At 50.3% G+C, this 13,058-nt stretch carries 11 protein-coding genes; 8 read left to right on the top strand and 3 right to left on the bottom strand.

Going from position 1 to position 13,058, the window contains the following annotated elements:
- Nucleotides 1–118 precede the first annotated feature (118 nt).
- The 4 genes from AC4PME_RS01070 to AC4PME_RS01055 all read left to right on the top strand — a co-directional run bounded on the left by AC4PME_RS01070 (nucleotide 119) and on the right by AC4PME_RS01055 (nucleotide 6,161).
- The gene (locus AC4PME_RS01070; protein WP_119502396.1) at nucleotides 119–1,108 is read left to right on the top strand and encodes a LacI family DNA-binding transcriptional regulator; all 990 of its coding nucleotides are present in this window, start codon (nucleotides 119–121) and stop codon (nucleotides 1,106–1,108) included.
- Between the two features lie 45 nt (nucleotides 1,109–1,153).
- Nucleotides 1,154–3,076: a sialate O-acetylesterase gene (locus AC4PME_RS01065; protein ID WP_491044490.1), complete on the top strand. Its 1,923-nt coding sequence runs from the start codon at nucleotides 1,154–1,156 to the stop codon at nucleotides 3,074–3,076.
- 110 nt (nucleotides 3,077–3,186) lie between these two features.
- A complete protein-coding gene (locus tag AC4PME_RS01060) occupies nucleotides 3,187–4,998 on the top strand; it encodes a sodium:solute symporter family protein (RefSeq protein ID WP_119503464.1) in 1,812 nt (603 codons plus the stop codon).
- A gap of 71 nt (nucleotides 4,999–5,069) precedes the next feature.
- A complete protein-coding gene (locus AC4PME_RS01055; protein WP_119502395.1) occupies nucleotides 5,070–6,161 on the top strand; it encodes an acyltransferase family protein in 1,092 nt (363 codons plus the stop codon).
- A gap of 55 nt (nucleotides 6,162–6,216) precedes the next feature.
- Here AC4PME_RS01055 and AC4PME_RS01050 read toward each other — a convergent pair whose 3' ends face one another.
- On the bottom strand, nucleotides 6,217–6,777 hold the full coding sequence (locus AC4PME_RS01050; RefSeq protein WP_119502394.1) for a DUF3237 domain-containing protein: 561 nt from the start codon (nucleotides 6,775–6,777) through the stop codon (nucleotides 6,217–6,219).
- A gap of 81 nt (nucleotides 6,778–6,858) precedes the next feature.
- Here AC4PME_RS01050 and AC4PME_RS01045 point away from each other — a divergent pair, with 81 nt between their 5' ends.
- The gene (locus tag AC4PME_RS01045; RefSeq protein ID WP_119502393.1) at nucleotides 6,859–7,434 is read left to right on the top strand and encodes a uracil-DNA glycosylase family protein; all 576 of its coding nucleotides are present in this window, start codon (nucleotides 6,859–6,861) and stop codon (nucleotides 7,432–7,434) included.
- Between the two features lie 171 nt (nucleotides 7,435–7,605).
- Nucleotides 7,606–9,678, top strand: coding sequence for a putative bifunctional diguanylate cyclase/phosphodiesterase (locus AC4PME_RS01040; protein ID WP_119502392.1), 2,073 nt, complete (start codon nucleotides 7,606–7,608; stop codon nucleotides 9,676–9,678).
- Here AC4PME_RS01040 and AC4PME_RS01035 read toward each other — a convergent pair.
- Together AC4PME_RS01035 and AC4PME_RS01030 are read right to left on the bottom strand one after the other, a co-directional pair.
- Nucleotides 9,675–10,610: a MaoC family dehydratase gene (locus tag AC4PME_RS01035; RefSeq protein WP_119502391.1), complete on the bottom strand. Its 936-nt coding sequence runs from the start codon at nucleotides 10,608–10,610 to the stop codon at nucleotides 9,675–9,677. The two genes, AC4PME_RS01040 and AC4PME_RS01035, sit on opposite strands and share 4 nt — an antisense overlap.
- A gap of 93 nt (nucleotides 10,611–10,703) precedes the next feature.
- A complete protein-coding gene (locus AC4PME_RS01030; protein ID WP_491044491.1) occupies nucleotides 10,704–11,462 on the bottom strand; it encodes a 4'-phosphopantetheinyl transferase family protein in 759 nt (252 codons plus the stop codon).
- Nucleotides 11,463–11,552: 90 nt separating this feature from the next.
- Between AC4PME_RS01030 and AC4PME_RS01025 the strand changes: the two genes are divergently transcribed.
- Complete coding sequence (locus tag AC4PME_RS01025; protein WP_119502389.1) at nucleotides 11,553–11,816, top strand: phosphopantetheine-binding protein; 264 nt, start codon at nucleotides 11,553–11,555, stop codon at nucleotides 11,814–11,816.
- A gap of 62 nt (nucleotides 11,817–11,878) precedes the next feature.
- On the top strand, nucleotides 11,879–13,057 hold the full coding sequence (locus tag AC4PME_RS01020; protein ID WP_491044492.1) for a beta-ketoacyl-ACP synthase: 1,179 nt from the start codon (nucleotides 11,879–11,881) through the stop codon (nucleotides 13,055–13,057).
- Nucleotide 13,058 lies beyond the last annotated feature (1 nt).

Genomic DNA, 13,058 nt, shown 5'->3' with positions numbered 1-13,058 from the left:
AGTCGTGAAGCGGGGGTACGATTAGTACCCCCGATGTTTTACACTGCATGAATTAGTAAAAAAGCGTGAAGGGAGTTTGTTGAATTCCCTTACCATTCCAGCGTAGAAAGTATCGACTATGGCCACTATCCGTGATGTTTCCAGAGAGTCAGGCTTATCAATAGCCACCGTTTCAAGAGCTATCAGTAACCCTGAAATGGTCTCAAAGCAAAGTCTCCGCCGTGTGAATCAGGCGATAGAGAAATTGCAGTACCGGCCAAATCTCACCTCTCAAAAATTTCGCTTACAGCGCACGAACACCATTGTGGTGCTGGTACCTAACATTGCTAACCTGTTCTTCGCCCAGTTAATCAGTGGCGTTGAAGATACGGCTGCAAAACATGGTTTTAATGTGTTGCTCGGTGATACCCGTGACAGTGCCAGCCGGGAGCAGGAATTTATTCAACTGGTGGAAACCCGTCAGGCGGACGGATTAATTCAGCTGACTCCTCACAATGACAAAGCTGTTTTGCCTATTAAAGATGTAAAAGCCGTGAATGCGGCCGGCTGTGCCGGTACTCCTTACTATTCTGTTCGCATCGACAATGAAGAAGCCGCTGCCAAAATGGTGACGTATCTGGTCAGTCAGGGCCACCGCCGCATCGGTATGATTTCCGGCCTGAAAGACAACCTTCACTCCATGGCCAGGCAGGATGGTTACAAACAGGCGCTGGAGAATGCCGGCATTGCCTTTGATGAAGAGCTGGTGGTTGAAGGCGACTTTTCGTTCTGGTCCGGATTTAATGCAGTGAAGCATTTCGTCAATATGGACGAGCGGCCTACGGCGCTTTTCTGTGCCAACGATGAAATGGCAATCGGAGCACTTAAAGGCTTGAAAGAGAAAGGTCTGAAAGTGCCGGATGACATTTCTGTCACCGGATTTGACGATCTGGATATGGCCAATTACTGCGATCCTCCGTTGACCACCATCAGGCAACCTGCTGTGAGGATGGGGGAAGAAGCTGCCGAATTGCTGTTCCGCATAATTGAAGGTGAACAGCCGAAACTTACTGAATACATTTTACCGTTTGAAATCATTATCCGGGAAAGCACGCGGGCTGTTAAATAGCACTCTTCTTGCTGCGTGCACGCCGGTTAACCTCAGGAAATTAAAATGAAAAAAAGCCTTTTGTGCATGACACTATCCCTTGTCATATCAGTGCACGCATCCGCAGCAGAAATAGCGACGTTATTTACTGATCACATGGTGTTACAGCGAAACAAACCGGTCAATGTGTGGGGCACAGGCGCGCCCGGCGAAACTGTCCGTGTTGTGATAAATAACGTGGAACAAACCACAACGGTAACAGCTTCAGGGAACTGGACCCTTTCGTTACCGGCACAATCTAAAGGCGGCCCCTATACCCTTACTGTAAAGGGTGATAACACCCTGACATTCGATGATGTGTGGTACGGCGATGTGTGGATTGCCGCCGGGCAATCCAACATGGAATGGGATTTAAAAGACCACGTTACAGGTAATGAAAAAGCACTGGCTGAAGCCGGTAATGCACGCATTCGCCTTTATGATGTGCCAAATACCCTGTCGCCGGAAGTGCAGACCACATTGCCTGAGAGCAAGTGGCAGGTCGCCAATGCCGGCACCGCCGGTGCATCCTCTGCCGTGGCCTGGTTTTTTGCTGAAAAAGTCTCATCAGAAGAAGATGTAATGGTGGGCATTATTGAGAGTAACTGGGGCGGCACGCCGGCAGAAGCCTGGATTGATTTGGCGACGGTTGAAACTGTGCCCGGCTACCGGGAACAGGCTGAAGCAGTAAAACGCAACCCTGACTGGGCAAAAACGCTGCGCGACAACGACACGCGAAATACCGAAAAGTGGCGTCGTATTGACAGCGAAGCCTTAGCACTGGCTACCGGTGCGGCTGAGCTTGATTTCGATGACAGTCAATGGCCTGAAGTCACTCTGCCGAACAGTACACCGTTTACTGAATTTACCTGGTTGCGGCATACCTTCACGCTGACAGACGATGAACTGTCGAAGCCTGTCACGATTAATGTGGGTGACATTGTTCAGAACGCTTTTGTGTTTATTAACGGTCACGTGATTGCGAAAGAAGACTGGCGCAATGGTGATTCGCTGCATCACCTGCCTGAAAAGTGGCTGCGGCAGGGGAAAAACGTGTTCGCTATCCGGGTGACGAACGACTGGGATAACAAAGCCTATGTGGGCCGGCCGGCACAAATCTGGCGGGAAGTTGGCACTGAGAAAGTTGATATATCCGGACAATGGCGGGGCACTAACACCATTGAGCCACCTGTTCCTGAGGTAGAAAACTACACCTTCACTCCCGGGTTTTTGTATAACGCGATGATAAACCCCTTGCTACCTTACCGGGTAAAAGGCGTTATCTGGTATCAGGGCGAAAGCAATGTCGATCGTCAGGAATACTACGCAGACTTATTTAAAACACTGATCAGGACATGGCGTAAAAAGGCGGATGACGACACATTGCCATTCCTGTTTGTGCAGCTTTCAGCATTTTTGAAACCACAGGCTTTACAGCCTGACAGTGCATGGGCTTACCTGCGGGATGCACAAAAGGAAACCTTATCTCTGCCGGATACCGGCATGGCTGTGTCTATTGATGTGGGTAATCCGGACGACATTCATCCTAAAAACAAGCGGCCTGTGGGCGAGAGGTTATGGCGTCAGGCGGCCCGGCAGGCTTACGGCCATCAGGATATCGTAACGTCAGGGCCGGACTTTTCAGGTATGGATATTGAAGGCGATAAAGTGACGTTACGTTTCAGCAATGCTGAGGGCCTGACAACAACAGAAGGTAACGCACCTGCAGGCTTTATTATCGCCGGTGAAGATAAGCGGTTCTTTCTTGCTGACGCGGAACTGGACGGTGAGACGATTATATTAACTAATGCGAATGTGAAGAAACCTGTTGCCGTGCGTTATGCCTGGGCTGATTATCCGGTCGTGAATCTGGTGAACGGGGAAGGCTTACCCGCAGTACCTTTCAGAACGGACAACTGGCCCGCTACATCTGTAACGGCAGGGCAGTAGCGTCACACCGTTTGACGGGTTACATTCGTTAATACATTGTTTATTGACGACAACCGGTTTCAAAAAGGTAAAATGGTGACTGAGCCTCACCGGCCTTAATGGAACATGCTATGAAGTTGTCGTCTTTTGACGTTCTCGTCATTGCTGGCTATCTCTGTGTTGTCATTCTGCTTGGAATGGGAATAGCCAGATTTAACAAAAAAAACACAACAGATTATTTTCTCGGCCAGAATAAAATCCCCTGGCCGTTCCTCGGGCTGTCCAATGCCTCAGGCATGTTCGATATCAGTGGCACCATGTGGATGGTGTACCTGCTTTTTATCTATGGTTTGAAAAGCGTATTCATTCCATGGCTCTGGCCCAGTTTTAACCAAATTTTTCTTATGATTTTCCTTTCCATCTGGCTGCGCAGATCGGGTGTGATGACGGGCGCAGAATGGATACGGTTCCGGTTTGGCGAAGGGCGGGGTGCCACGCTGAGCCATATCATTGTTGTTGTATTTGCGTTGATCAGTGTGCTGGGGCTTCTCGCTTACGGATTCACCGGTATCGGCAAATTCGCTGCGGCCTTCCTGCCCTGGCAGTTAAGTGCAGATGTCAGGCTTAACGAAGTGCTTTACGGCGCTTTGATCACCGGGTTTACCGCGCTTTATGTTGTGCGCGGTGGCATGGTGAGTGTGGTCTACACCGAGGTGTTACAGTTTTTAGTCATGACAGCGGCCTGCATTGCCATCGGTGTGATTGCAATGATGCAGGTTTCTCCGGATATGCTGGCTGCGGTGGTGCCTGAGGGATGGACATCACTGTCGTTTGGCTGGCAACTGGATTTGGACTGGCAAACGTTGTTGCCTGAGGCTAATGAACGGATTGCCGGTGACGGTTATTCACTGTTTTCGCTTTTCATTATGCTGGGGCTTTTCAAAGGCATTTTGCAAAGTCTGGCCGGGCCGGCGCCTAACTTTGATATGCAGCGTATTCTTGCTGCGCGCACACCGTCAGAGGCGGCTAAGATGAGCGGTTTTGTCAGTATTGTACTGTTATTTCCCCGCTACATGATGGTCACCGGGCTCACCGTACTGGCGCTGGTTTATCTCACGCCGGCTTTAAATCAAATGGACAGCGCTGCAGATTTCGAGCAAATATTACCGCTGACCCTGGCCAATTTTATTCCGTCCGGTCTGCTGGGGCTCATTATTGCAGGGCTGCTGGCAACTTTCATGTCTACCTTTGCTGCCACATCAAACGCCGCACCGGCCTACGTGGTCAACGATATTTATAAACGCTACATCAATCCTGATATACCGGAAAGAAAGGCGTTGAAACTCAGCTATCTGGTGTCTGTTCTTTTCATCGTCTGCGGTTCGTTACTCGGGTTGTTTGTACCGTCACTGAACAGCATGGTGATGTGGCTGGTGTCTGCGTTATACGGTGGTTATACGGCAGCGAATGTACTGAAGTGGTACTGGTGGCGTTTCAATGGCATGGCTTTCTTTTGCGGCATGACGGCGGGAATTATTCTGTCGGTCTTTCTTATGTTCACCGATATCCAGCCGTTGTATGCGTTCCCGTTTTTATTCGGTTTCTGCTTGCTGGTGTGCATTGGCGTCAGCCTGCTCACCCGACCGGATGATATAGGAGTGCTGAAGGCGTTCTATCAGAAAACCCGTCCCTGGGGCTGGTGGCAGCCGGTCGTGCGGGCACTGCAGGAAGATGGCGTCGCAATAACTGCGAACAACCAGTTTAAAAAAGATGCCGCTAATGTGGTGGTGGGTGTTGTCTGGCATACAGCATTAACCGCAGCACCAATCTTTATGGTCATTAAAGCCTGGGAACCCTTTGTTGTCAGCCTGTCAGTGATAGCCCTGTGCACAGCGTGGCTAAAAATATTCTGGTGGGATCCGCTCAAGCGCACGGTGGAGTGACAAGAGGTTGTATATGGTAAAGTCACGGTTTACTCTGCGTTCAGAATAGTAACAATGTTCAGGAACAACTAATGAACAAAGGATTGTCTGTATACCTTGAGATGGTCAGGGTAGTTGCCACCTTTCTGGTACTGCTGTCTCACGCCGGTCACTTCGGGCCATTATGGCTTCAGGATATTCTCGGAGAAGCCCGCCTGGGCAGAGATGGCGTGGTATTGTTTTTCGTGCTCAGCGGGTTTGTTATAACCTGGTGCGGGAAAGAGAAAGATAAAAACCTGTATTCCTTCGCCACCAACCGGATGGCGCGGATTTACTCTGTGGCTGTGCCCGGTCTGCTGCTGGGAATCATTGCCAGCCTTATTCATACATCTGTTCAGGGCGAACCGGTAGACTACACCATCAACAAAGCCTGGTTGTACTATCCTATTTTTCTGACTTTTTATTCCCAGTCGTGGCTGGGATTCCTGTTCCCCGCCGGAAACTTCCCGTACTGGTCGCTAAGTTATGAAGTCTGGTATTACGTATTTATTGCCGTGGTGCTTTATGCAAACCGCTACCGCTGGTTACTCATTTTCGCAGTAGTTTTGATCATGGGACCGTATATTGCGCTGTTTCTGCCGTTGTGGGGAATGGGCGCATTGCTGTATGTGTGCAAAGATAAATACACGCCGGGCCGGGGCACGGCGTTATTCCTGTTTGCTGCAACTTTACTCGGATTTATTGCAACAAAGGTAACTGCTTTTGATTCTGTGCTGGATGAATTTAATCATTATGTACTCGGCTCGCCGCCTAAATTTATTCCTGCCAAGCAGTTTCTGGGGGATTATTTTCTGGCTCTGCTGGCAGTCGTGAATTTTTACAGTGCATACCATCTGCGTATCAGGATTGGTGAGCTGGCAACCAAAGCTGTGAAAGCGCTGGCTTGTTTCTCCTTCAGTATTTATCTGTACCACACTCCGCTATTTCTACTGTTATCTCTGGTGCCGTTTTTCCATGATGCAGCCAGCTGGACCAGCTACATTCTTGCTGTCGTCTTCGCATTGGTCGCCTGCCGGGTGCTGGCATCGTTCACTGAGCTGAAGAAAAAGCCGTTGAAGGCGGCCATTGACCGGACCGCAGACCACCTGCTTAAAATCAGCAAACGGAAAGTCACAGCAAAATAATAAGGTTGATTAGGAGGCGCAGAGGGATTCTCTGCGCTCAGCTTGAGGATGGTGGTTACTTAACGCGGTAGAAATGCAGGACGACGCTGTTGGCTTTTCGCATACCGGTGGACACGATAACTGACTTATTCAGCCAGGCGTAGGGACTGTCCGAAGCGACTTCCAGCTTTGCGGCAGTACGCATATAGTAAGACGCTGCTGGCATGTCTTCTCCTTTAGCCAGTCTGGCCAGCACTTCCGGTGAAGCGGTGCGGATCCCTTCATTATGCACATAGATGATCTCGCCGGAGTCGGTTTGCAGGCTGTAATCCGCCACCAGATCTGCGGTTCCGTCCTTTCTCACTGTCTGCCAGTCGGCGCCGCCTCCCAACACCTTTCCGTTGAGTTCGGGGCCGCGAAATTCACCGCCATTAATGCCGATAATCCGGCGTTTACCGTATCGTGTCTCACCGACTTCAAGGGGCGGATCAAGTGTTACAACGGCTTCAAAAAGAAACTCAAACTCCGGAGCCGGAATGTCAGCATACTGATGTGAATCTTTTGCATTGGCTGCCAGAGGAAACAACGAGAATGTTATGATGGCGGCTGACAAGTATTTCTTGAGTAGCGAAGTCATGGATATGTCCTTATTATTTGATGGTTTTTCAGGCAGGTTCATAGTGCCAGAGTTTGAAGTTTATGCAATCAGTGTGGATCTATGACTGAAACGGAACCGGCCAAATTATTCAGTGACATACACCGTTGCACGCTGTGTTCAGGGTTATTACCCCATGCTCCCCGACCGGTAGTGCAACTGCATGCTGAAGCGAAAATTGTGATTGTCGGACAGGCACCCGGCATCAAAGCTCACGAAAGCCACCAACCCTGGAATGACGCCAGTGGCGATAAACTTCGCCTCTGGCTCGGGGTGAACCGGTCAGCATTTTATTCGTCTTTATTTACTCACCTGCCCATGGCATTTTGCTTTCCGGGCTACAAGAATGGTGCAGATGCACCACCGCCTAAAATCTGTTCTGCCACCTGGCACAAACCGGTTCTCGATCAGTTGTCACCTGAACTCATGATCCATATCGGGCGCTACTCACAGCAATATTATTTTCCTGAGTACAAAACCTTAACTGATGCAGTAGAACAAACAGCTTCATCAGGTTCGGATGCTGTGGTGCTGCCCCATCCGTCAGGCCGGAATAACCGGTGGCTGGCGAGGCATCCCTGGTTTGAAAACAGGGTGCTGCCTTTACTCAGAGAGAAGGTTGCAGCGATCCTTGCCTGACGCTCGTCACAGGCCGGCCGGGCAGGCTTGTATGATGGAAACGTATGAAACCACATATCCATGTTGATCACCGGGCATTTTTCCTTCCCGCATAGCTTATTAGACTTAAGTCTAATTTCCGGTGTTGTGTCCACCGGACAACTGACCCGCCGGTTAAAAAAAGGAAAGAACATGGATGCACAATATCACCCCGGACTTGTTGCGCTCTCACTTGGTGTCGCATTCATTGCTTCCCTGACGGCGCTGGATATGGCGGGACGCCTGCGTGCGACTAAAGGCATCGCCTCACATTTATGGCTGACCGGTGGCGCGTTTTCCATGGGCGTCGGGATCTGGTCGATGCATTTTATCGGCATGCTGGCAATGGATATGTCCACGCATGTGATGTACGACATTCCCCTTACCCTGGTATCTTTTCTGGCAGCCATTCTCACTTCAGGCCTGGCGCTGGCGGTGGTTCGTAATGGTAGCCCGACAGCCGGACGGCTGGCGGCTGGTGCTCTGCTGATGGGAGCCGGCGTGTGCATCATGCATTATGTGGGAATGGAAGCCATGCAAATGCATGGTGAACTGAGTTATGACCCGCTAATTTTTGCCTGCTCGGTGCTCATCGCTGTAGGCGCGTCTGCTGCTGCACTCTGGTTAGTGTTCAGCCTGAACCCGGTCGCTAATCAACGTCCTTCCTTCTGGTTTCGGGTAGCTGCCGGTATGGTGATGGCTGTGGGGATTGCCGGTATGCACTACACCGGTATGGCGGCAACCATTTATCCTGAAGGCATGCATATGATGCCGGTGGATGGCTTGTCTCCCGGCAGGCTGGCTGTGTCAGTGGCCTCGGTATCGGTGAGCATTATGCTGAGTGCTCTGGTGCTGTCTATCTACGATACTCACCTGACATCGAAAAACGCCCAACTGGCGGCGTCGCTGAGTGATGCAAACCGTGAACTGAAAAGCATGGTCTACCGTGATTCGCTGACTACGCTCCCTAACCGGTTGCACTTCGAAGAAAAAATCGAGGAATTACTGCAACAGGGCAGTGACTCCTTCAGCGTGTTTTTCGTCGACCTGGACCATTTCAAGAATGTGAATGACTCGCTGGGCCATCATGTGGGTGACTTATTGATCAGGCAATCGGCAGACCGGTTACGTGCAGCGGTCAGGGAAACGGATCTGGTTGCCAGGGTTGGCGGCGATGAGTTTATGGTGCTCATTCAGGGCAATCCGTCCCGTAAAGTGGCGGAAAGTCTGGCGTTTCGCATTGTTGAGTCTCTGCAGCAACCATTTCAGATTGAAGACATGCTGGTTCACGTATCCAGCAGCGTGGGCGTGAGCATGTATCCTGATCACGCTGCACAGAAACATGAACTGATGATTTACGCCGATGCTGCCATGTATGCGGCGAAAAAGTCTGGCAGAAACAATTATGTGTTTTATCAGGAAAATATGACCAGCGGTACAGAGCGCCGGAGCAAAATGGATGAACGTCTAAGACTGGCTTTATTAAACGACGGCCTGAGTCTGGCGTACCAGCCTAAAGTGGAGGTAAGCACAGGCAAAGTCACCGGTGTGGAAGCACTGGTCCGCTGGCAGGATGACGTACTGGGAACGGTTACGCCGGATGAACTGATCCCGTTTGCTGAAGATTCGAATCTTATCTTGCCGTTGGGTGAGTGGGTACTCAGAAAAGCGTGTCAGTTTTCAGCAAACTGGGAAAAGGAGTTTGGTGTGGCGCTGCCTATTGCAGTGAATATTTCAGCGCTGCAACTGAGTCACAGAGGATTTGTGGAATCAGTAAAATTAATTTTAGAGGAAACCGGTCTGGCAGCGAACCGTCTTGAACTTGAGCTGACGGAGAGCACGCTGGTGAAGGATCCCAAATACGCGCAGGGCGTTATGTCGGCCTTACGGGATGCCGGGGTGTCGTTATCCATCGACGATTTCGGAACAGGTTATTCCAATCTGGCCCAGCTACGCCGGTTCCCTATCGACCGCCTGAAGATTGATAAGAGCTTTATGTCGGAAGCGGTATTTAATGATCAGGATGCAGCTATCGTGAAATCGGTCATTGCGCTGGCAAAAATACTGAACCTGAAAGTGACTACCGAAGGTATTGAAACCGAAGAACAGCTGGAATTTATCCGTTCACTGAACGGGCAGGAATATCAGGGCTATTATTACAGCAAAGCCCTGCCGGCAGACGAACTCAAAACCTTACTACTTAAAAAACTGGCGCAGGCCAGTTAATTTCGCGGGTTAGCCGGTATGTGTTGTAACGGTGCGCCGATGCGTCCGCACAGCACTACCTGCTTCCTGCGAACTGCCTGCTTGTCCCGCAGTTCGAAAGACACTTCAGACACTTCACTGCCTTCGATACTTTCTTCCCCGTTGCTGTTAAGCCGCATTTCAGACGGCAACAGCACGGGATACCTGAACGCATTGGTAACAGAAAAAGCATGCTGCCCCGTCGCTGTTGCATCGCTCAGCGTTGAGATGCATCGTGCAAGCACATGAGTGCCATGGGCAATGGCGTGTTTAAAGCCAAACAGCCTGGCACACCAGCGGTAAAGATGAATAGGGTTATAGTCGCCGCTGATACGGGCGTACCGGCGTCCTGCAGCGGCGTCAAAGTTCATTACAGAGGTGGCTGTAAAGGTTTTTTCAGGCCCTGAGACATATGCACCGTCACTTTCCGGGGTCTGTTTCAGCACGCCGGAAGCGCCCCTGTATAGATACGTACTGGTAATTTGCTGACGCACAATATCCTGCTGGGTCACTGTCAGCATCACGTCAATGGCAATGCCCCGCGGATGAAGACGTACATCACTGAAATGACAAGTAATCTCCATGTCTTCTGCATTCAGCGGCAAAAGTTGATTTATGGTATTTTCTGTATGCACCAGCCCCATCAGCGGAAAAGGCGACGCGTTAGCGGTAAGTACGTCGATGTGCAGTGACAACCCCAAAAAGAGAGGAAAGCAGGGATGCAGGGTATCGTATTGCCAGTGATGAAGGCGGTTAAAGGCCCGGGATGCACGGATGACCCGCCGGGCAGGAAAATGCTGAATTCGACGGATGTCTGGCAACCCGGGTGAACGCTGCTCCGTGATACACCGGTCCAACAGAGGCTTGTCGGCTTTTTTGAAGGCCGCTTTCAGAGCCTGTTTAACATGCTGCACTGCGAACTCCTTTATCAACAGTGTTTTCTTTACGCCGGCGCTACGTTAACGCAATTTTACCGCCGTGGCACGGGATAATCACAGGCAGGCGGATTAATCAAAGACCAGGCGTTGCCGTTTAACCGTGATATCCCTTTCATTTATTTTTTCAACGGCAAGGGCCATGCTGTAATCCTGCCTGTAAAACTCACAACTGAATAGCCAGTGCCGGCCGCTGGTCTGAGAACCCGCAGTTGTCACTACCTCAGGCTGCAAAGAATCAATACCGGAAAAGTAAAAGCTGTCTCCGGCAATGGCCATACCTTTACCCTCCGCTTTGATGAAAGCTTCCTTTAAAGACCAGAGTGTATAGAAGCGATGCATGATGTCTGCATCGCCCTTTGCCGCTGAGATTACATCACGTTCAGACGGGTGAAAGTAAAAATCCGCCAGCTCATTAAAATTGCGGGCGCTGTCCATCCGTTCAATGTCGACGCCGCACTCACGTCCACGGGTCATAGCAATTAAAATCATGTCACCGGAATGGGAGAGGTTAAAGTGCAGATTTTCCGGGTTTGCTGTGAGAAATGGTTTACCGTGGTCGTTGACACTGAATTGCATGTCAGCCGGAAGGCTGGCCATCTGTAATCCGGCCAGAATGAGCCTGAGCGCACCGCGTGCTGTCAGAAAGCGGTGCTGGCTTTCTGGCTTGCGAAAACCTGCCATGCGCAGCTTTTCATCTTCAGACAAATACGACTGCAACTGAGACATGACATTTTTTTCATATGTATCAGCAACATCAACGAGCCAGAGGTGTACCTCCTGATCACTGATGAATTTTGCCGGTTTTGAAGGGGTAAAATCGGAAAACATGCCGGTTTGCAGAAATAGTTTTTATTGTAACATTAGTTTAAACTAGCGCCCTTTCAGAGAGAAGCGTACATAGTAAGGACAGTATCAACTATGGCTACACAAACAGAATCCGAATTAAAAATGGCTCAGCTTTTGGTTGAAGCACTCAACCTTGAAGACATGGAAGCGGAAGAAATTGATCCGGAAGATCAATTATTCGGTGACGGTCTGGGACTCGATTCTATTGATGCGCTGGAAATTTCATTAGCGATATCAAAAGAATACGGCGTGCAAATTAAAGCTGAAGACGAAGGTACACGCGAAGCGTTCGAGACCTTACGAAGCTTAACCGCATTTGTTGAAAAGAATAAATAAAATCGGGCGGTTACCCTCGGATTTGCGGTAAATAAAGCGGTTTGAGGGTTATCTTTGACGACATGAAAATAGATATCATCGATTACGAATCCTGTTCGGCGGCCGGGATTAATCTCAGCGCCTTACGGACTTCGCTCAAACAGCATAAAAGCGGCCTGATTAAGAACAACCTGCCAGGTTCAGATCTGGACACCTGGATTGGCGTTGTTGAGCAAATTAACGGGGTGGATGACCTCGGTCAATGGCAAAGCCGGAACAATGCCCTTGCTGCATTGGGATATGAACAGGGCACGATTCGCCATACCGTTTCAGCGTTAATCAGCAAATACGGCGCTGCCCGCATTGGTTTAGTCATGGGCTCGAGTACATCCAGTATCGACCGTACTGAAGAAGCCTACACCAAGCTCAACAGCGACAATGGGTTAACCGAAGCTTTCAGGCAGCCGTTTGTGCATAATCCTCATGCACCTGCTTTGTTTGCCGCACACCTTTCCGGCATTAAAGGCCCGTCACTCACTATCAACACCGCCTGCTCATCTTCCGCTAAAGTATTTGCCACCGGCGCCCGCTGGCTGGAAACCGGTATTGTTGATGCGGTGCTGGTAGGCGGCGTGGATACGTTGTGTCTGAGTGTGCTGCACGGTTTTAATTCGCTGCAGTTGCTGTCGCCAAACCCGTGTAAGCCCTTCGATCAGCACCGGGACGGGATTAACCTGGGTGAAGCATCCGGTTTTGCCGTACTCCAGCGCGCGGGTGAAAATGACAACGGTAAAGGCATTACACTGGCCGGTTACGGCGAAAGCTCAGATGCACACCATATGTCGCACCCGCATCCAGACGGACTGGGTGCCAGATTGTCGATGACACAGGCATTGAAACGAGCGGCATTGTCTCCTGAGTCGGTGGATTACATAAACCTTCACGGCACATCCAGCCGGGCTAACGATTTAATTGAAGGAAAGCTGATTTCCGAATTGTTCCCTGCGTCTGTACGTTGTTCATCGACCAAAGCCTGGATGGGACATACCCTGGGGGCAGCCGGTATTACAGAAGCCATTATCGCCATGGACACCTTGCATACCAACGTGATCCCGGGTTCAAAGAACCTGGAAACGCTGGATGAAGCACTGGATTTCTCCATTAAAGCCACAGACGAAGAGAAAGTGTGTCAGCACGTGATGACCAATTCATTCGGCTTCGGTGGTAATAACTGTACACTTTTGTTTAGCAGGGCAGAGTAAT

Source organism: Alteromonas sp. (assembly GCF_984505615.1).
This window is presented reverse-complemented; position numbering and strand designations above follow the sequence as displayed.

What these genes read in the sequence shown, in the direction of transcription:
- AC4PME_RS01070 (WP_119502396.1), top strand. Translation starts at nt 119, where the DNA reads ATGGCCACTATCCGTGATGTTTCCAGAGAGTCAGGCTTATCAATAGCC.
- AC4PME_RS01060 (WP_119503464.1), top strand. Translation starts at nt 3,187, where the DNA reads ATGAAGTTGTCGTCTTTTGACGTTCTCGTCATTGCTGGCTATCTCTGT.
- AC4PME_RS01065 (WP_491044490.1), top strand. Translation starts at nt 1,154, where the DNA reads ATGAAAAAAAGCCTTTTGTGCATGACACTATCCCTTGTCATATCAGTG.
- AC4PME_RS01045 (WP_119502393.1), top strand. Translation starts at nt 6,859, where the DNA reads ATGACTGAAACGGAACCGGCCAAATTATTCAGTGACATACACCGTTGC.
- AC4PME_RS01050 (WP_119502394.1), bottom strand. Translation starts at nt 6,777, where the DNA reads ATGACTTCGCTACTCAAGAAATACTTGTCAGCCGCCATCATAACATTC.
- AC4PME_RS01040 (WP_119502392.1), top strand. Translation starts at nt 7,606, where the DNA reads ATGGATGCACAATATCACCCCGGACTTGTTGCGCTCTCACTTGGTGTC.
- AC4PME_RS01055 (WP_119502395.1), top strand. Translation starts at nt 5,070, where the DNA reads ATGAACAAAGGATTGTCTGTATACCTTGAGATGGTCAGGGTAGTTGCC.
- AC4PME_RS01020 (WP_491044492.1), top strand. Translation starts at nt 11,879, where the DNA reads ATGAAAATAGATATCATCGATTACGAATCCTGTTCGGCGGCCGGGATT.
- AC4PME_RS01025 (WP_119502389.1), top strand. Translation starts at nt 11,553, where the DNA reads ATGGCTACACAAACAGAATCCGAATTAAAAATGGCTCAGCTTTTGGTT.
- AC4PME_RS01030 (WP_491044491.1), bottom strand. Translation starts at nt 11,462, where the DNA reads ATGTTTTCCGATTTTACCCCTTCAAAACCGGCAAAATTCATCAGTGAT.